Source organism: Microbacterium sp., assembly GCF_040394595.1.
Lineage (GTDB): Bacteria > Actinomycetota > Actinomycetes > Actinomycetales > Microbacteriaceae > Microbacterium.
This window is the reverse complement of the sequence record NZ_JBEBSA010000008.1, coordinates 48,375-65,709: the sequence shown is the minus strand read 5'-3', so window position 1 is coordinate 65,709 and position 17,335 is coordinate 48,375. Positions and strand designations below refer to the sequence as shown.

The following is a 17,335-nucleotide window of genomic DNA, read 5'->3' as shown; positions in this document are numbered from 1 at the left end:
CATCGTTCAGCCCGCGTCGGAGTTGCGCGCCCCGGCCTCCAGCACATCGCCCGCCGGGCGCTCCTGGTGCCCGCCGAACTGCAGGCGCATCGCCGAGAGCACCTGGTTGGCGAAGTGGTCCTCGCCGCGGGAGGCGAAGCGCCCGAACAGCGAGGCCGCCAGCACCGGCGCGGGGACACCCACGTCGACGGCCGCCTTCACGGTCCAGCGCCCCTCCCCAGAGTCGGAGACCCGGCCGGCGAGGCCGTCGAGCGTGGGGTTCTCCTGCAGCGCGGCCGCGGTGAGGTCGAGCAGCCAGGAGGAGATCACCGAGCCGCGGCGCCACAGCTCCGTCACCTTCCCGGTGTCGATCGGGAACTGGTAGAACTCCGGCTCCTCCAGCGGGGCGATCTCGGCGGAGTGCTCCGCCTCGCGCACACCGGCGTCCGCGTTCTCGAGCAGGTTGAGCCCTTCGGCCAGCGCCGCCATGATGCCGTACTCGATGCCGTTGTGCACCATCTTCACGAAGTGCCCGGCGCCCGAGGGTCCGCAGTGCAGGTAGCCCTGCTCCTCGGGGGCGAGCGGTCCGCTGCGGCCCGGGGTGCGCTCCACCTCGCCCGCACCGGGGGCGATCGTCGCGAGCAGCGGCTGGATGTGCGAGACGGCGACGTCGGATCCTCCGACCATGAGGCAGTAGCCGCGCTCCAGGCCGAACACGCCGCCGCTGGTGCCCGCGTCGACGAACTCGATGCCCCGCTCGCGCAGGGCCGCCGCACGCCGCACGTCGTCGCGGTAGTTGGAGTTGCCCCCGTCGATGATGATGTCGCCGGGCTCGAGCACCGCCGCGACGTCGTCGACCACCCTGCCGGTGAGCGATGCCGGAACCATCAGCCACACCACCCGCGGGGTCTGCATCGCCGCCGCGAGCGCGGGGAGGTCGGAGACACCGGTGGCCCCCTCCGCGGCGAGCGCGGAGACGGCATCCGCGTTGACGTCGTAGACCACGCATTCGTGTCCGCCGCGCATCAGCCGGCGCACGATGTTCGCGCCCATCCTGCCCAGTCCGACCATCGCCAGTTGCATCGCATCTCCTCACGCCGCGGAAACGGCCCGTTTGCGGGCCAGGCTCATCGTCGCACTCGTCGCCGAAGGGCCGCAATCGCCGCGCGGAGCGGGCGCGATGCCGCCGTACTCGCTCCGCTCGGCGACGCGCCCGGGGCCCGGGGCTCCGCTGCGTTCCCGCCCCGTCCGGGGATCCGCCGACCCGGTACGCCCTCCGGGATCCCACCGACCCGGTACGATCCCGCCGAGCCGGTGCGCCCCACGCGCACGGTTCCCGCCGCCTCGGCGGGAACACACCGGGAAAGACGAAGACGAGCGGCGGGGCGGGTGGAGACGGGGCGGCCCGCAACGGGCCGGGCGCAGGCTCAGGCGCCGCGGACCACCCTGCCGCCCTGGATCACCGCGGCGATGCGGTCGGCGTAGCCGCCGAAGTCGTAGGGATCGCCGGAGACCACCACGAGGTCGGCCCGCAGCCCGGGCGCGATCCGCCCGCGGTCGGCGAGTCCGAGCAGATCAGCAGACTCCGCGGTGGCGGAGCGGAGCACCTCGCGCGGGGCCATGCCCGCATCCGCCATGAGCTCGAACTCCTCGAGGTTGATCCCGTGCCGGAACACCCCCGCGTCGGTGCCGAACGCCACCCGCACCCCGGCCGCGACCGCGCGGCGCATCATCGCGGCGTGCACGTCCTGCACCTCGTAGGCCTTACGCCTGACCTGCGCGGACACCCGGGTGCCCTGCTCGATCGCCCGCGCGAGCGCGACCGGGGCGAGGAGGGTCGGCACCAGCCAGGCGCCCTTCTCCTTCATGAGCGCGAAGCACTCGTCGTCGGCGAAGATGCCGTGCTCGATCGACCGCACCCCGGCGCGCAGCGCCGCGAGGATCCCGTCCCGTCCCTGCGCGTGCGCCATGACGTGCACGCCGTTCGCGGCCGCGGTGCGCACGCACACGTCGAGCTCGTCGGCGTCGAACTGGCTGTGCCGCGGGTCGTCGTTCTCCGAGGAGACGCCTCCGGTCGTGCAGATCTTGATCACGTCGGCGCCGGCGCGCAGCAGCTCGCGCACCCGGACGCGCATGCCGTCCGGTCCGTCGACGACGCTCTCCGGACGGCCGGGGTGCGCGGGGAAGATGTGGTTCACATTGCCGTTGGTGAGGGTGCCGTCGGAGTGCCCTCCCGTCTGGCCGAGGATGGTCACCGCGATGTGCAGCGCCGGCCCCTCGACCAGCCCCCGCTCCTGCGCGCGCTTGAGTCCGAGGTCGGCGCCGCCCGCGTCGCGCACGGTCGTGATGCCGATGTCGAGCGTGCGGCGCATCGTGTCGAGCGCCCGGTAGAAGGGATAGGAGAACGGCTCCCCCATCATCTCGAGCGCATCGAGGCCGTCGACCATCGTGTGCACGTGGCAGTCGATGAACCCGGGCATCAGCGTGGCCCCGTCGATGCGGCGCTCCTCCGCGTCGATGGATGCGGCGGGGCGGGCGCCATCGCCCACCTCGGCGATCCGTCCGTCGCGCAGCAGCACGTCGGTGCGCACGGGGTCGCGCTCGTCGTCGAGCAGCACGTCTCCGCCGGTGATCAGGAGCTCGGTCATGTAGGTGTCCTCCTTCGCTGGGCGGGCGCCGCGCCGGCGGCCTCCCGCAGAGCCACATCGTCGCAGATCGCGCCGGCGCCGGATCGGTCGTCCCCGATGAAGATCGGGCCCGGACTTGTCCGCCGCCACCCGGCCGGCTCCCCGCCGGCCCCTCCTCCCGGTTCCATCCATCCCCTACACCCGGTGCGTTCCCGACCGCCCTGAGCGCGCCGGGTGCACCGATCCGGCTGCGTCGGCGGGAACGCACCGGGTCGGATGGCCGCCGGGCCAGACAACGCACCGGATCGAACGGCGGACATCACCCCCGCGGGCTGAGCCTCGGGGGACGCGCGGAGAACCGGTCCTCCAGCACCAGGCAGCCCGCGCCGATCGCCGCGACATCCTCGCCGAGGGCGGTGCCGCGGATGCCGATCTCGTGCAGCCGGCGCGTGGAGGAGACCCGCGCGACGATCGGGGCCATGATCGGCAGGAAGCGCGCCGCCGCGCGCTCCCACATCGTGCCGCCCAGGACGACCGCGTCGACGTCCAGCAGATTGGTCACGGTGAGCACGGCGGAGGCCGCGTACCGCGCGGCGCGATCGAGGATGCCGGCGGCCCGTTCGTCTCCCGCATCGGCCGCATCGCAGAGCGCGCCGAACCGCGCCCCGATCCGTGCGGGATCCTCCCCGTCCTCGGCGCTCTCGCCGCCCAGTACACCTGCCGCCACGGCATCGGCGACGAGGGCCCGCGGGGAGCCCACCTCCCAGAACGCGCGGAAGTCCCCGGTGAACCGCTCTCCGATCTCGTCCGCGGTGACGGCGAGCAGTCCGACGTCGCCGGCGTTGCCCGAGATGCCCCGCACGACCGCGCCGTCCATCACGAACCCGATCCCGACGCCGGTCGCCATGTACAGGAAGGCGAAGTCGTGCGCCGCGCCGCCGGCTCCCGCCCACTGCTCCGCGACCGCGCAGGCGATGACGTCCTTCTCGAGCAGCACGGGCCGCCCGGTCGCCGCGCGCAGGCTCTCGCGCAGAGGCACGTGCTGCCACCCCGGCAGGTGCGGCGGATCGAGCACGACCCCGCGCGCGGTGTCCACGGGCCCCGGCGTCGCGACGCCCACGCCGAGGACGCGGTCGGGATCGACCCCGGACTGCGCGATGATCTCGCCGATCCGCGCCGCCAGCAGCGCCGTCACCGATCGGGGGTCTCGCACCGGCGGCGTCGGCCGGCTGCTCTCCGCCACCACGCGTCCGGTGAAGTCGAGCAGCACGAAGGTGATCGCCGCGGGGTCGACATGCACCCCCACCGCGTAGCATCCCGCAGGATCGAGCTCGAGCAGCGTGCGGGGCTTGCGGTGACCGGCGATCCGCTCCTTGCCCGCCTCCCGGAGCAGCCCGGCGTCGAGCAGCCGACGGGAGATGTTCGAGATCGTCTGCGGCACGAGGCCGGTGGCCTCGACGAGGTCGACGCGGGTGCGAGCGCCGCGTCGCACCGCGTCGAGCACGACCGCCTCGTTGTGCTCCGCCCCTCGAGGCCGGTTCGTCCCGGTGCCCGCGGGGTCGTGCGGGCGCCGCTGCGGATCCTCCACGGCACCTCCCGCCGTCCTGCGCCGCGACCGCCTGGCCGCCGGACTCTCACGGTACACGGGCGACGACGGCTCCTCCTACGGCCCCCGCTCCAGCCAATCGTCGAGCGTCGCGGCGAGCGCCTCGTCCGGGACCGCGACCACCGCATGCCGGTGCGGCGACGACGCGTCGCCCTCGGCCCAGTGGTTCGACCCGTCGTCCGCCATCACCATCTCCCCGGGCCTGCTCCACGTCACCAGCGGGGAGTCCGGGAATGCGGCGAGGTACACGGTGAGCAGATCCCAGCTGGGCCGGCCGACCCCCGGGCCGCAGAAGGCCTCGTACGCGACCGCGACCGGGTTCCGCATCCCCAGGCGGTCGGCGAGGCGACGACCGGTGATGACGTCGGCGGTGGTCTCGAAGCCGACGAGGTCGATGCCGCCGGGCCAGTCGCGGAGGAAGGCCCGCGTCTGCGGGAGCTGCTCGGCGACGTTGAACTCCCGGCCACGGGGGAACTCGCCGCCCATCACCACCGTGCGCCCCACCTTCCGCCGCACCAGCTCCGCGCCGTCCAGCGGCGAGTGCGCATCCGGAGCGGAGGCGAGCAGGGCGTTGAGGTTGCCGAAGAACCCGATCGAGACGACCGTGACCGATCCGTCCTCCGCGGCGGCCAGCGCGCGGCGGAGCACCGTCAGGGCCTCCTCGGGCTCGCGATGCGGACGGTCCCCGAACCGCTCGGCGACGGTCCGCGCGTAGTCCTGCTCCCACACGTCGTCCGTGGTGTCGGCGTGCCGGCCGATCGGGGTCTCCGCCCCGTAGTGCGCGCAGACGATCGCCGCCGTGCGCGGCCCCCAGCGACTCGGGGTGTTGATGCCGACCGCGTCGAGCGCGATGACGCCCTCCTTCTCGAGACGCAGGGCGATCGCGAGTGCGCCCACATCGTCGACGTCCGCGAAGAGGTCGCTCTCCAGCACGATCCGTGGTCGGCCCCGGCCCGGCGCGGTCACGGCGCGTCCGCCGGAACGACGACCGCCGAGCGGAACAGCGCGGTGTTCTTCGACGCCTGGCCGATCCCGCCGCCCCACTCGATCCACCCCGAGCGTCCGTCGGTGCCCGCCACGTCGCCATCGGCGTCGTTCACCAGGAAGGAGAGCCCGAAGACCTCCGACGGCGGCCCGTCGAACCCGAGCGAGGACCAGGGCACGGATACGTCGTAGGTCGTGAGGTGCTTCGCCTCGTCCCGGGTGATGCGCGTCTCCGCACCCGGCGTGGGGCCGGCCGCAGCGCCGGGAGGCGCGGCGAACGTGTAGGCGACCGGACCCCCGTCGAGAAGGGCCGCGCCGATCTCCACCCGGTGTCCGCCGATCAGCGACGGGAAGAGGTCGTAGGTGCTGAACTGGATCGAGTCGACCTGCCAGGCCTGCGCGGCGCTCGCCCGCGCGCCGATGTGCGTGTCGTCCGTGATCTCGGCGCGCACGCGCAGCCGATCGGCCGTCGAGGTGAAGCGCACCGTGCCACCCACGTCGTCCGCTCCCGTCCGGGTGCCGGAGCCGTTGGCGCGCCAGACGCCGAGCCGGTTCAGATCGATCGGATCGAGCGTCTCGGCCCCGTCGCGCTCGACCGGCGAGAAGCTGAGCGTGCCGCTGTCGCCGTGTCGATAGCCTCCGGCATCCGCCTGCACCTCGTAGTGCAGCGGGCCGAACAGGGACGGCGACGGCACCGGCACCCGCACGGTCGAGGACGAGCCCGCCGGCACCACCGGCGGCGAGGCGACCGATCCCGAGGCCGAGCCCACGCGCCAGCTCAGCGAGGAGAGTCGCAGCTCCTGTGCGGCGTCGTTGTTCACGATCTTCAGATCGAGCGAATAGCGGTACCCCGTGCCGTCGCGGGTGATGCCCGGCCGGCCCGTCACCTCGTAGCCGTCCACCACCTGCGTGCGGGCCCGCACCTGGGCGAGGGGCTTCTGGCCCTGACCTCCCTGTGCGACCGTCACGGTCACCGCACGCGATCCGAGCCGGGTGGCCGCGGGGAGGGGGAGCTTCACCGACCCGTTCTTCAGGTGGAAGGTGCGCTTCACCCCGTCGGCCGACACGGTGACCGTGCGCGGACGCACGCTCTGGTCCTTCAGCGTCAGCGTCGCGGTGACGTCGCCTCCCGCCACGCTCTGGGCGGGCACGTCGAGAGCGAAGGCCGCCGGAGCCCCTGCGACGGAGACATCGCCCGAGACGAAGACGGGCGAGCCGTCGAGCATGAGCGAGAAGTCACCCGCCGCGACCTGGGTCTTCTTGCCGAACTGGTCGGTGAGCGTGAACCCGTGCGCGGAGGTGACCTTCACATGGTCGGTCGCCGTGCTCCAGAGCACGCGGTTGGTGCGGGTGCCGTCGGTGTAGGGGTAGGAGTACGCGGTGGCGGAGCCGAGGTCCTCCCGCGCCTGCTGCGCGAGTCCGGTCGTCTGACGGATCAGCACGGCCTGCGAGACGAAGGCCGGCTTCGGGCTGATGCCGTGGACGGCGCCGTAGACGTAGCCGGGGGCATCCGGGCAGATCCAGCTCCAGCAGGAGGTCGCGTCGGGACGGTTGAGCAGCCCGAAGCGGTCCTCTCGCTCGGAGGAGTTGAAGCCGGTGTCCATGATCGCGTACCAGATGTACGAGTCGACGCCCGCGGCCTCCGCCAGCACCGGACCGCGGATCGCGAAGTCCGCCTGCTGCGCGTATGTGGAGCCGGCGTCGTGGGTCGCCCAGCCGTTCTCGGTGATCCGGATCGGGAGATTCCTGCCTTTGTCGTTCGCGTGCACCAGATCGACCAGCTGTGGCAGGGCCGTCACCGCCTCGCTCTCCTCGGGCGCCGTCCCCGGTCCGAAGTCCTGCACGCCGTAGTAGTTGACGGCATAGGTGTCGAGCGAGCTCAGACCGCCCCGGGCGATGAAGTCCCTCGCCCAGTCGAGCTGCACGCCCGCGGTGACGGGACCGATCACGTTGGCCTCGGGGTCCGCGGCATGGATGGCAGCAGCGGTCGGCGTCATCAGCGCGATGTAGCACGCCGCGGTGAGGCATCCGGAGCTGTTGAAACCGATCGAGTTGTACTCGTTGTAGATCCCGACGTCGTGCGTCAGCCCTTCCGCCGAGGCGAAGCCGGCGGTCGCCCCCGCGTAGCCGGCGAACGCGGCGATGCCGGTGCTGGTGTGCGGCGTCTGGTTGCCGTCGTAGAGCGGGTTCTTGTAGAGCGCGTTCCACATCGCGTTGATGCCATGGGCCTTCAGCTCGCGCTGCGTGTCGGTCGCGAGGGTGTCGAACGTGTAGTTCCCCGCGGTGGGCTCGATGCCCTCCCAGGTCTGGTCGACGCGGCTGAGACCGTAGCCGGCGAGCGCCATCGCGTCGATGAGCGACGTCGTGTCCTGCGGGCTCTGCCAGCCGCGGTGGATACCGATCCCGTAGAACGCGTCGGGGGCGTTCCACCCCGCGGGCGGCGGGTCGAGCACGGCGAACGACGTGGTCCTCGTCACCGGCGTGCTCAGCGGTGCCGTGACGTCGAGCGTGTAATAGCCGAAGCCGAGGTCGCTCACGTCGATCGTGCCGGCGCCGCCGGAGAGCGCGGTCGTGCCGGTGCGGAGCTGCACGCCGTAGGGATCGCTGACGCGCCAGGTGACGTTCGCGGCGGGGCTGGCCACCTCGATGCGCGCCTGCCCCTCGGGGAAGACGAGCGACGGGCTCATGATCGCGAGCGAGTCGAGGGCGGCCATAGGCGCATCGGTGAAGCGCACCTCGATCTTCGAGAAGCACACCGGCGCCATCCCGCCGTCCGGGGCCTTGACGTTCACGCGGAAGTCCGCGCCGTTCGAGCGGTTCTGGAACCGGATGTCGGTGAGCTCGAAGGAGGTCTTCATCCATCGGTGGCTGTCCGTCATCGGCTGGTTGCGGGATCCGGCCCACGGATTCGACTGCGCGTCGTACTGGATGTCGAACCCGTTGGTCCCGACGTCGTAGTAGTCGACGGTCACGATCGCCCGGCGTGCGCCCTGAGGGATCGCGGAGTCGGCGACGTCGACGTACACGTACCGCACCGGCGGCGAGTTCTGCATCGACCAGCACTGCACGCCGTCGACCGTCGTGGCGACCGCGGCGGGGTCGGTCACCCGGTCGCCGGGACGCGCCCGATCGATGCCGGTCAGCTGCGGCGTCGATCCGAGGACCGCGACGGCGTCGGCGTCGTACGGGGTCGCGCTGGCGAGCGAGGGCACGGAGGCGAGGCCTCCGGCCACGAGCAGGGTGGCGACGATCGCGCTCAGGCGTCGTCGGATCCGAACCCTGCGGGGCTGCGGACTTTCCATGGCATCTCCTTCATTGGATGTCGCCGACGAGGAATAGGAGGAAGAAATCCATCCAATGGATTTATAACGCGTCATCGAAGTTTCGGCAAGTGCTTTCCCGAATCGGGTCGCCGCCCACCCGCATGCGCCGGGCTTTGCCAGGATGGAGTCATGACCTCCCCCGAACTGGACAGGCTCCGCGCCGCGCTGGGCGCCGACGCCCCGCTCACCTGGGTGGTGACCGGAGACTCGATCACCCACGGCCTCGTGCACACCTGCGGCGAGCGCAGCTATCCCGAGCATCTGCACGAGCTGATCCGCGGCGAGCTGGGCCGCGTGCGCGACATCGTGGTCAACTCCGCGATCAGCGGACACCGCATCGTGCAGATCCTCGACGACTTCGAACGGCGCGTCTCGTCGTGGAGTCCCGACGTCGTCACGCTGATGATCGGCACGAACGACTGCTCGACCGCGGGCGTCTGGCCCGTCATCGAGCCCGGGGAGTTCGCCGCGTCGATCACGGAGTTCGTCACGCGCGTGCGCGGCCTGGGGGCGGTGCCGGTGCTGCAGACGCCTCCGTCGGTCGACGTCGCCGCCGCCCCGGAGCGAGCACGCATCTCCGCCTTCGCCGAGGCGATCCGCGAGGTCGCGGCGCGGGAGGACGTGCTCCTCGCCGACCAGTCCGCGCTCTTCGACGAGGAGGGCGGGGGCGGGGTGCCCTGGGGGCTGATGAACGACCCGTTCCATCCGAACGCCGCCGGGCACGCCGCACTCGCTCTCGGGCTGGCCCGCGCGCTCGGTGTCGCCCCTGCGGCGTCGCGCACGCTCCCGCTGCTCACCGCCCGCGTCGCCGCCGCGAGGATCGTCTGATGCGCCCGGAGAACATGACCGGCCCCGTCGCGCATCACGCCGAGGGCCCCGTCTGGTGGCCGGGCTGGGGCGGGCTGCGCTGGGTCGACGGCGGCGCCGGAGACCTGCTGACCCTCGCCGACGACGGCGTGCGGCGGATGCACATCGATGACGAGTACCTCGCGTTCGTGCGACCGCGCAGCCGCGGAGGCTTCGTCGCGGTGGGCGCCCGCGACCTCTACCTCGCCGACGCCGCGGATGACGCCCCCCGACGCGTGGCATCGCTCATCTCCGGCGACGGGGCGCGGATGAACGACGGCGGCGCCGACCCGCAGGGCCGCCTGCTGGCCGGCTCGATGTCGACCGACGACACCGCAGGCGCCGGCGTCCTGCTGCGGATCGGCCCCGACCTGGCATCCACCACGGCGCTGCCGTCGGTGACGGTGTCCAACGGCATCGCGTTCTCCCCGGACGGCACCCGGGCGTACTACGTCGACAGCGCCACGGCCCGGGTCGACGTGTTCGACGTCGTGCACGGCGACCTGGTCGGACGCCGCACGTTCGCCCCGATCCCCGAGGGGCTTCCCGACGGCCTCACCGTCGCCGCGGACGGCAGCGTGTGGGTCGCGATCTGGGGAGGCTCGCAGGTGATCGGCTTCGACGCCGACGGCACGGTGCGGGAACGGATCGCCCTGCCGGTGCCCCAGGTCAGCGCGTGCACCTTCGGCGGCGACGACCTCGCGACCCTCTACATCACGACCTCCGCGCAGGGCCTCCCGCCCGATCACGGCACGGAGGCGGGCAGCCTCTTCGCCGTGCGGACGGGCGTGCGGGGCATGCCCGTCCTCCCCTTCGCCGGCTGAGCCCGGGGCCAGGGTCCGGCCTCAGTCCCGGATCCCGGATCCTGTCCCGAAACCCGGATCCTGTCCCGAAACCCGGACACTTCGGACGGATCTACCCGCAAAACGGGACGCCGTCCGCGAAACGGGACCCGCCCCCGGACGGACGACCACCCGAACCACAGACCTCGTCCCGAACCACGGACCCCGTCCCGAACCACGGACCCCGTCCCGAATCACGGACCCTGTCCCGAATCACGGACCGGCCAGACAGATCCACCCGCAAAACGGGACAGCATCCGCGAAACGAGACACGCCCCCGACGAGACAACCGCCCGAACCACGGATCCCGTCCCGAATCACAGCCCATCCAGACAGATCCACCCGCAAAACGGGACAGCATCCGCGAAACGAGACACGCCCCCGGACGGAACAACCGCCCGAACCACAGACCCTGTCCCGAATCACGGACCCGTCCCGAATCACAGACCCCGTCCCGAATCACGGACCCTGTCCCGAATCACGGACCCTGTCCCGAATCACGGACCGGCCGGACAGATCCACCCGCAAAACAGGACAACATCCGCGAAACGAGACCCGCCCCCGACGGAACAACCACCCGAACCACAAACCCCGTCCCAAACCACGGACCCCGACCCGAATCACAGCCCATCCAGACAGATCCACCCGCAAAACGAGACAGCATCCGCGAAACGGGGCCACAGCCCCTGGGCCCTCAGCTCCGGACAGCCCTCACCGTGCGCTGCCGCTGCGCGCCGAGGCCGTCGATCTCGATCCTCATCTCGTCGCCGTCCTGCAGGTAGGGGAAACGCCCCGACAGCGCGACGCCCTGCGGAGTGCCGGTGTTGATGACGTCGCCGGGCTCGAGCACCATGTACTGGCTGATCTCGTGCACGAGCTGCAGCACGGAGAAGATCATGTCCGCGGTCGAGGAGTCCTGCCGCGGCTCGTCGTTCACGAACGAGCGCAGCCGGAGCGCCTGCGGGTCGATCTCGTCGGCGGGGACGAGCACGGGTCCGAGGGGGTTGAAGGTCTCGGAGCATTTGCCCTTCGACCACTGCCCGCCCGACACGTCGAGCTGAAAGGCGCGCTCCGACACGTCGTTGGAGATCGTGTATCCCGCGATCACGTCGCGAGCCGCGTCCGGCGACGGCAGGTACCGGGCGGTCTTGCCGATCACGACCGCGAGCTCGACCTCCCAGTCCGCCTTCTCCGCGTCCGGCGGCAGCAGCACGGTGTCGAAGGGGCCGACGACCGTGTTGGGGTGCTTGAAGAACAGCACCGGATGCTGCGGCGGCTCCGAGCCCGACTCCGCGGCGTGGGCCGCATAGTTCTGCCCCACACAGACGACCGCGGTCGGGCGGGCGATCGGGGCGCCGATGCGCAGCCCTTCCACGTCGGCCTCGGCGAGGCCGCCCTCGGCGAGCGCGGCGCGCACCCGCGCGATGCCGTCGGCAGCGAGGAAGGCGCCGTCGATCTCGGGGGTCAGCGGCGTGAGGTCGCGCACGATCCCCGCATCGTCGCGGACGAAGGGCCGTTCAGCTCCGGGCCGTCCGAGGCGCATGAGCTCCATGGTGTTCTCCTGATCCGTTCAGCGTGCGGCGTAGTCGCGGTTGACGATCGCCGGGACGGCATCGCCGGCGAGGAAGCGGATGACGTTCTCCGCGGCGTGCACCGGGAGGTCCTCGAGCGCCTGGGGCGAGTACCAGGCGGCGTGCGGGCTCAGCAGCGCGTTCGGCGCCTCACGCAGCGGCGAGTCGGCGGCGAGCGGCTCCGCCTCGAACACGTCGAGCGCGGCGGCGCCGATGCGTCCGGAGTGCAGGGCGTCGACCAGGGCGTCCTCGTCGATGAGCGGACCGCGGCAGGTGTTCACCACGACGGACCCCGGCTTCATCCGCGCGATCGCGGCGGCGTCGATGAGGTGGCGGGTCTCGTCGGTGAGCGGCACGTGCAGGGTGAGGATGTCGGCGGCGGCGATGGCGTCGTCGATGGAGGCGGACTCGCATCCCGCGTCGCGGATCGCCTGCTCGGGCGCGTAGGGATCGGCGACCACCACGCGGAAGCCGAGACCCCGCAGGCCGCGGGCGACCAGGGAGCCGATCCGGCCGAAGCCCAGCACGGAGACCGTCGTGCGAGAGGGACGCACGGCGAAGGGGCGGGCGTCGACGGCCTTCCATGTGCCTTCGCGCATCGCGCGGTCGTAGGCGGGGAGCCCGCGTCCCTGCGCCATGATCATCGCCACGGTGTGGGCGGCCACCTCCTCGATGCAGTAGCTGGGGGTGTTGGCCACCGCGATCCCGCGCTCGGTCGCGGCCGCGACGTCGATCATGTCGTAGCCGATGCCGAGCCGGCTGATCATACGCAGGTTCGGCATCCGGTCCATCAGCGCGCCGTCGATGCGGTGCCACTGCACGATGAGCGCCTCGGCATCGGCGCCGAGGGCGGCGAGGGTGTCGGCGGAGGTCTCGGGGGCCCGCGCCGCGCGCAGGCCGGCCGCACGCAGCGTCCGCTCGGCCGCATCGCCGGGCAGGTCGCAGTCGGTGATGAGGGTCAGGGGCTCAGTCATGTCGAGAATGCTATAGCATCTAGCAACTTGCTCGCCAGAACTTCTCCTGAGCACCAATCTGCTATAGCGTTTTCACATGACTGCTCGCCGCGCCCTCATCACCGGTGCGAGCTCCGGCATCGGAGCCGCCGCCGCCCTGGAACTCGCCCGCCAGGGCGCCGCCCTATGGATCACCTATGCCGGCCGCGCCGCCGAGGCGTCCCGCGTCGCCGACGAATGCCGTGCGGCGGGGGCCCCGGATGTGCACGTGTCGCAGCTCGACCTGCGCGACCCCGCATCGATCGACGCTCTGGTCGCCGAGGTCGCCGATGCCTGGGGCGGCCTCGAGGTGCTCGTCAACAACGGCGGCGTCTGCCCCTACGTCCCCTTCGACGAGATCGAGATCGACGAGTGGGACCTCGTGCTCGAGACCAATGCCCGTGGCACCTTCCTGCTCACCCGCGGCGCTCTCCCCCTGCTGCGCGCCGCGGACGGCGACCGCTCGGTGGTCAACATCTCCTCGATCGCCGGCCAGGTCGGCGCCCTCCAGACCGGCATGCACTACGCCGCGAGCAAGGGCGCGCTCCTCGCGATCACCCGCAGCTTCGCCCGGCTGCTCGCCGGCGAGGGCATCCGCGTCAACGCCGTGACGCCCGGCCCGGTCGCGAGCGCCATCACCGACCAGCTGCAGGGGGAGGGCCGGGAGAAGCTCGCCGGCTCGATCCCGCTCGGCGCCTTCGGCGAGCCCCAGGACGTCGCGTGGATCATCGCCTCGCTGGCATCCGAGCGGGCACGCTTCATCACCGGCGCCACCTACGACGTCAACGGAGGAGTTCGCATTGACTGACATCGCCCGCACCGCCCTCGACACCGTCCGGGCCCAGCTCGACGCCTTCAACGCGCACGACCTCGACGCCTTCGTCGCGACCTACGCCCCGGACGCCGTGATCACCGGAGTCGCCCCGGAGCCGATCGTCGGCGCAGCCGCCGTCCGGGAGTTCTACGAGCCGCGGCTGCAGAACCCCGAGCTGTCGTGCGTGATCGAGACGAGCGTGCTCTTCGGCGACCGCTGGGTCGTCGCGCAGGAGCAGGTCGTCAACGCCGGCGTCGCCACCGAGACGATCGCGACCTTCGACGTGCGCGACGGCCTCATCTCCCGCGCCTCGATGCTGAAGGCCTGACGCTCCGGTCGATCGAACACCCCGCGATTCGTCTCCGCCGCTCCGTGGCTTCCTCAACGACCAGGCACGTCTGGACAACGTTGTCCCAATCCGGTACGTTGTGATTCAGCGGCAGGGGAAAGAGCTTTCCTTGCATCTCGCACCGACGGAACGAAGGAGTTCTGATGAAGGAAAACGAAGTGTCTCGTCGCACGATCCTCGGCGGCGCCGTCACCCTCGCCGCCGCCGGCGCCGTCGCCCTGGCGACCCCCGCACAGGCAGCGACCGCCCCGTCCGCGGCCACAACCCGGCGCCGCAAGGGCAACGCCTTCGGCGTCGTGACCTCCAGCTACGTCGACGCCGTGACCGGGTTCACGGTCACGACGATCGGCAAGCCCGGCAGTCACATGTCGCACCAGTACATGTCCTCGATGAGCTGGGGAGCGCACGACCAGACCATGGCCCTCTGCGCCGACATCAACTTCACGTCGCTGCGATGCACCCTGCTCACCTTCGACCCGCAGCACCTCGACACGACGGTCATCGACACCAACGTCCGGTGGGCCGCGCCCACGGTCGGGAACGACAACCGGATCTACTACAACAAGATCGACAACCAGGTGCTCGCCTACGACATCGACTCGGGGGTGAACACCGTCGTGGTCAACAGCCCCGCCGGGACGTCGATCCGCGAGCCCCTCTCGATCAACGACGCCTGCGACCGCCTCGGGCTCTTCTGGACCACGACCGGAATGGTCAAGGACCTCCAGATCGGCTGGGCCGACGTCTCGGACGGGCTGCTGCACACCAGCGTGCCCGCCGGGTTCTTCGCCGACCCTTATCCGATCGCCAACCACGCGCAGATCAACCCGGCGTACCGCGACCAGATCTTCTTCGCGCACGAAGGACTCACCGAGATGCCCGACCGCATCTGGTCGGTCGACACGGCGACGAACACCGCGACCAACCTCTACCATCAGGCGAAGAAGCCGGACGGATCGGCCGGAGAGTACGTCGGTCATGAGACCTGGTCGCACGACGGCGAGCGCCTCTACTTCGTCAAGTACTGGATGAGCCCGCTGCCTCCGATCGGCGTCTGGTTCGTCAGCCGCGACGGCTCGCAGTCGGGCATGATCAACGGCGACCACCCGTACTGGCACGTCGGCGTCAGCCCCGATGGGCGCTACCTCGCGGCGGACACCCAGGTGATCGGCGGCGTCTCCAAGGTCGTCGTCATCGAGCTCGCCACCGGCCGGTCCAAGGTGATCGCGACCGGCCTCGCGGCCACGAACCACCCGGCGCACCCCCACCCGACCTTCTCACGCAGTTCGGAGATCGTCACGTTCAGCTTCCTCGACGCCACCGGCACCTGCACCGTCGGCACAGTGGACATCAGCGGCATCACGTTCGACTGATCGCGTCTCACGCCCGCACGGGCCATCCGGAAGGACCTGGAATGACCACCGAGACCACGGGCATCCGCCCGCAGGTGCACGAGCCGGAACCGCGGATACGCGCAGCCGGCGGAGAGGCCGGCGCCGCGCCCTCCGCCTCCCCGCCGGACGAACGCCGCACCCGGAAGCGGAGGGAAAGGCCGAGCGACGTCGCCAGGCGGCTGCCGCTCGCCGCCAGAATCCGCCGCGACTGGGTGCTGCTGCTCTTCGCCCTCCCCGGCATGGTGCTTCTGCTGACGTTCCACTACATCCCGCTGCTCGGCAACGTCATCGCCTTCCAGGACTACCTGCCCTTCCTCGGCATCACCGGCAGCCCCTGGGTCGGATTCGACAACTTCGCCGTCTTCATCAACGGCGACCCCGCGTTCCTCAACGCGATGAAGAACACGCTCATCCTCACCCTCATCCAGACGGTGTTCGTGTTCCCGCTCCCCATCGTCCTCGCCCTGATGCTGAACAGCCTCCTGTCCGAGCACGTGAAGAAGTTCGTGCAGTCGGTGCTCTACCTGCCCCACTTCCTGTCGTGGGTGGTCGTGATCGCGATCTTCCAGCAGATCCTCGGCGGCAACGGGCTGGTCAACAACTGGCTGCGGGCACAGGGCGCGGATGCACTGCAGATCTTCGGCAACCCCGACGTCTTCTTCACGCTCCTGACGTCGCAGGTGGTCTGGAAGGACACCGGCTGGGCGACGATCCTCTTCCTCGCCGCCCTCTCCCAGATCGACGCGCAGCTCTACGAGGCGACCAGCGTCGACGGAGCGAACCGCTGGCAGCAGCTCTGGCACGTCACCCTCCCCGGGCTGCGCGGCATCATCCTGCTGCTCCTGATCCTGAAGCTCGGCGACTCCCTCTCCGTCGGATTCGAGCAGATCATCATCCAGCAACCGGCGGTCGGGCAGGCTGCGAGCGAGGTGCTCGACACCTACGTGTACAACAACGCCATCATCAACGGCGCCTGGGGGGTCAGCGCCGCCGTGGGCCTGGCGAAGGGCATCGTCGGGACGGTCCTCGTCTTCGGCGCGAACAAGATCGCCCACATCTTCGGCGAGGCAGGGGTGTACCAGCGATGACCAGCACACTGATCGCCGGACAGCAGAAGCCGGCACTCTGGTCGCGGATCGTGAAGGGTCTCGCCCTCGCATTCCTCTGTTTCCTCGTGCTCTTCCCGTTCCTCGGCATCCTCTCGACGAGCCTCGCGACGAACGCGGACATCACCGACGCCGGCGGATTCGTCGTCTTCCCGCGCAGCATCGACTTCGGCGCCTATGTCTCGATCTTCTCCGGGGGCGTCGTCACCCAGGCCCTGGCCGTCAGCGTCTTCGTGACCGTCGTCGGCACCCTCATCTCACTCGTGGTGACGACCCTGCTCGCCTATGCGCTGAGCCGGCCGGCGATGGTCGGCCGCAACGCGATGCTGCTGCTCGTGCTCATGAGCCTGCTCTTCTCGCCGGGGCTCATCCCGAGCTACCTGATGGTCAAGAACCTGGGCCTGCTCAACAACATCTGGGCGCTCATCCTCCCGGTCGCCCTCGGGGCGTTCAACGTCGTCATCGTGCGCGCATTCTTCATGAACATCCCGCAGGACATCATCGACAGCGCCCGGATCGACGGGGCCGGAGACTTCCGCATCTTCGCGAGGATCGTGCTCCCGCTGTCCAAGGCCGTCCTCGCCGTTGTCGGCCTCTTCTACGCGGTCGGCTACTGGAACTCCTTCTTCACCGGGCTCCTCTATCTCAGCGACACGGAGCTCTGGCCCCTCCAGCTCGTCCTGCGCACCTACGTCGTGAACCAGACGCAACTGGGCGGGGCGGAGCTCAACCTCGAGCAGCTCCCGCCGCAGCCCGCGATGCAGATGGCGATCCTCGTGATCTCCATCGTCCCGATCCTCTGCCTCTACCCGTTCCTGCAGAAGCACTTCGCCAAGGGGATGCTCACCGGCGCGGTCAAGGGCTGACCGCGCCACGACATCCGATCCCACCCGACACCTCCG

14 protein-coding genes are annotated in these 17,335 nt (G+C 70.8%); 7 read left to right on the top strand and 7 right to left on the bottom strand.

Annotated elements, in window-relative coordinates:
- Nucleotides 1–6: 6 nt before the first annotated feature.
- The 5 genes from gnd to ABWO84_RS10150 form a co-directional block, all read right to left on the bottom strand.
- Nucleotides 7–1,062 carry a phosphogluconate dehydrogenase (NAD(+)-dependent, decarboxylating) gene (gnd, locus tag ABWO84_RS10170; protein WP_353114424.1) on the bottom strand — a complete coding sequence of 352 codons (1,056 nt, stop codon included), beginning with the start codon at nucleotides 1,060–1,062 and terminating at the stop codon, nucleotides 7–9.
- Between the two features lie 344 nt (nucleotides 1,063–1,406).
- Nucleotides 1,407–2,627 (bottom strand): metal-dependent hydrolase family protein, encoded by a 1,221-nt coding sequence (locus ABWO84_RS10165; protein WP_353114423.1) that lies wholly within the window; start codon nucleotides 2,625–2,627, stop codon nucleotides 1,407–1,409.
- 298 nt (nucleotides 2,628–2,925) lie between these two features.
- Nucleotides 2,926–4,194: an ROK family protein gene (locus ABWO84_RS10160; protein WP_353114422.1), complete on the bottom strand. Its 1,269-nt coding sequence runs from the start codon at nucleotides 4,192–4,194 to the stop codon at nucleotides 2,926–2,928.
- Between the two features lie 75 nt (nucleotides 4,195–4,269).
- The gene (locus tag ABWO84_RS10155; protein ID WP_353114421.1) at nucleotides 4,270–5,178 is read right to left on the bottom strand and encodes a nucleoside hydrolase; all 909 of its coding nucleotides are present in this window, start codon (nucleotides 5,176–5,178) and stop codon (nucleotides 4,270–4,272) included.
- Complete coding sequence (locus ABWO84_RS10150; protein WP_353114420.1) at nucleotides 5,175–8,498, bottom strand: hypothetical protein; 3,324 nt, start codon at nucleotides 8,496–8,498, stop codon at nucleotides 5,175–5,177. The genes ABWO84_RS10155 and ABWO84_RS10150 overlap by 4 nt, the downstream gene beginning before the upstream one ends.
- 150 nt (nucleotides 8,499–8,648) lie before the next feature.
- On the opposite strand from ABWO84_RS10150, the gene ABWO84_RS10145 reads away from it, so the two are divergent.
- Complete coding sequence (locus tag ABWO84_RS10145) at nucleotides 8,649–9,347, top strand: SGNH/GDSL hydrolase family protein (protein ID WP_353114419.1); 699 nt, start codon at nucleotides 8,649–8,651, stop codon at nucleotides 9,345–9,347.
- Nucleotides 9,347–10,189: an SMP-30/gluconolactonase/LRE family protein gene (locus tag ABWO84_RS10140; RefSeq protein WP_353114418.1), complete on the top strand. Its 843-nt coding sequence runs from the start codon at nucleotides 9,347–9,349 to the stop codon at nucleotides 10,187–10,189. The genes ABWO84_RS10145 and ABWO84_RS10140 overlap by 1 nt, the downstream gene beginning before the upstream one ends.
- Nucleotides 10,190–10,901: 712 nt before the next feature.
- On the opposite strand, the gene ABWO84_RS10135 is transcribed toward ABWO84_RS10140, so the two are convergent.
- Both ABWO84_RS10135 and ABWO84_RS10130 read right to left on the bottom strand, forming a co-directional pair.
- Nucleotides 10,902–11,759, bottom strand: coding sequence for a fumarylacetoacetate hydrolase family protein (locus tag ABWO84_RS10135; RefSeq protein WP_353114417.1), 858 nt, complete (start codon nucleotides 11,757–11,759; stop codon nucleotides 10,902–10,904).
- Nucleotides 11,760–11,777: 18 nt separating this feature from the next.
- Nucleotides 11,778–12,752 (bottom strand): C-terminal binding protein, encoded by a 975-nt coding sequence (locus tag ABWO84_RS10130; protein WP_353114416.1) that lies wholly within the window; start codon nucleotides 12,750–12,752, stop codon nucleotides 11,778–11,780.
- 76 nt (nucleotides 12,753–12,828) lie between these two features.
- Here ABWO84_RS10130 and ABWO84_RS10125 point away from each other — a divergent pair, with 76 nt between their 5' ends.
- From ABWO84_RS10125 to ABWO84_RS10105, 5 genes are all read left to right on the top strand, one after another.
- Nucleotides 12,829–13,578 carry an SDR family NAD(P)-dependent oxidoreductase gene (locus ABWO84_RS10125; protein WP_353114415.1) on the top strand — a complete coding sequence of 250 codons (750 nt, stop codon included), beginning with the start codon at nucleotides 12,829–12,831 and terminating at the stop codon, nucleotides 13,576–13,578.
- Complete coding sequence (locus tag ABWO84_RS10120) at nucleotides 13,571–13,912, top strand: nuclear transport factor 2 family protein (RefSeq protein ID WP_353114414.1); 342 nt, start codon at nucleotides 13,571–13,573, stop codon at nucleotides 13,910–13,912. Before ABWO84_RS10125 ends, ABWO84_RS10120 begins: the two co-directional genes overlap by 8 nt.
- A 164-nt stretch (nucleotides 13,913–14,076) precedes the next feature.
- Entirely contained in the window at nucleotides 14,077–15,306 is a 1,230-nt protein-coding gene (locus ABWO84_RS10115) for a TolB family protein (protein WP_353114413.1), read from the top strand.
- Nucleotides 15,307–15,347: 41 nt separating this feature from the next.
- A complete protein-coding gene (locus ABWO84_RS10110; protein ID WP_353114412.1) occupies nucleotides 15,348–16,415 on the top strand; it encodes an ABC transporter permease in 1,068 nt (355 codons plus the stop codon).
- Nucleotides 16,412–17,299 (top strand): carbohydrate ABC transporter permease, encoded by an 888-nt coding sequence (locus tag ABWO84_RS10105; RefSeq protein WP_353114411.1) that lies wholly within the window; start codon nucleotides 16,412–16,414, stop codon nucleotides 17,297–17,299. The genes ABWO84_RS10110 and ABWO84_RS10105 overlap by 4 nt, the downstream gene beginning before the upstream one ends.
- Nucleotides 17,300–17,335 lie beyond the last annotated feature (36 nt).

Coding starts and splice junctions, on each gene's coding strand:
- ABWO84_RS10145 (WP_353114419.1), top strand. CDS start 8,649: ATGACCTCCCCCGAACTGGACAGGCTCCGCGCCGCGCTGGGCGCCGAC.
- ABWO84_RS10165 (WP_353114423.1), bottom strand. CDS start 2,627: ATGACCGAGCTCCTGATCACCGGCGGAGACGTGCTGCTCGACGACGAG.
- gnd (WP_353114424.1), bottom strand. CDS start 1,062: ATGCAACTGGCGATGGTCGGACTGGGCAGGATGGGCGCGAACATCGTG.
- ABWO84_RS10125 (WP_353114415.1), top strand. CDS start 12,829: ATGACTGCTCGCCGCGCCCTCATCACCGGTGCGAGCTCCGGCATCGGA.
- ABWO84_RS10140 (WP_353114418.1), top strand. CDS start 9,347: ATGCGCCCGGAGAACATGACCGGCCCCGTCGCGCATCACGCCGAGGGC.
- ABWO84_RS10150 (WP_353114420.1), bottom strand. CDS start 8,498: ATGGAAAGTCCGCAGCCCCGCAGGGTTCGGATCCGACGACGCCTGAGC.
- ABWO84_RS10105 (WP_353114411.1), top strand. CDS start 16,412: ATGACCAGCACACTGATCGCCGGACAGCAGAAGCCGGCACTCTGGTCG.
- ABWO84_RS10110 (WP_353114412.1), top strand. CDS start 15,348: ATGACCACCGAGACCACGGGCATCCGCCCGCAGGTGCACGAGCCGGAA.
- ABWO84_RS10130 (WP_353114416.1), bottom strand. CDS start 12,752: ATGACTGAGCCCCTGACCCTCATCACCGACTGCGACCTGCCCGGCGAT.
- ABWO84_RS10135 (WP_353114417.1), bottom strand. CDS start 11,759: ATGGAGCTCATGCGCCTCGGACGGCCCGGAGCTGAACGGCCCTTCGTC.
- ABWO84_RS10115 (WP_353114413.1), top strand. CDS start 14,077: ATGAAGGAAAACGAAGTGTCTCGTCGCACGATCCTCGGCGGCGCCGTC.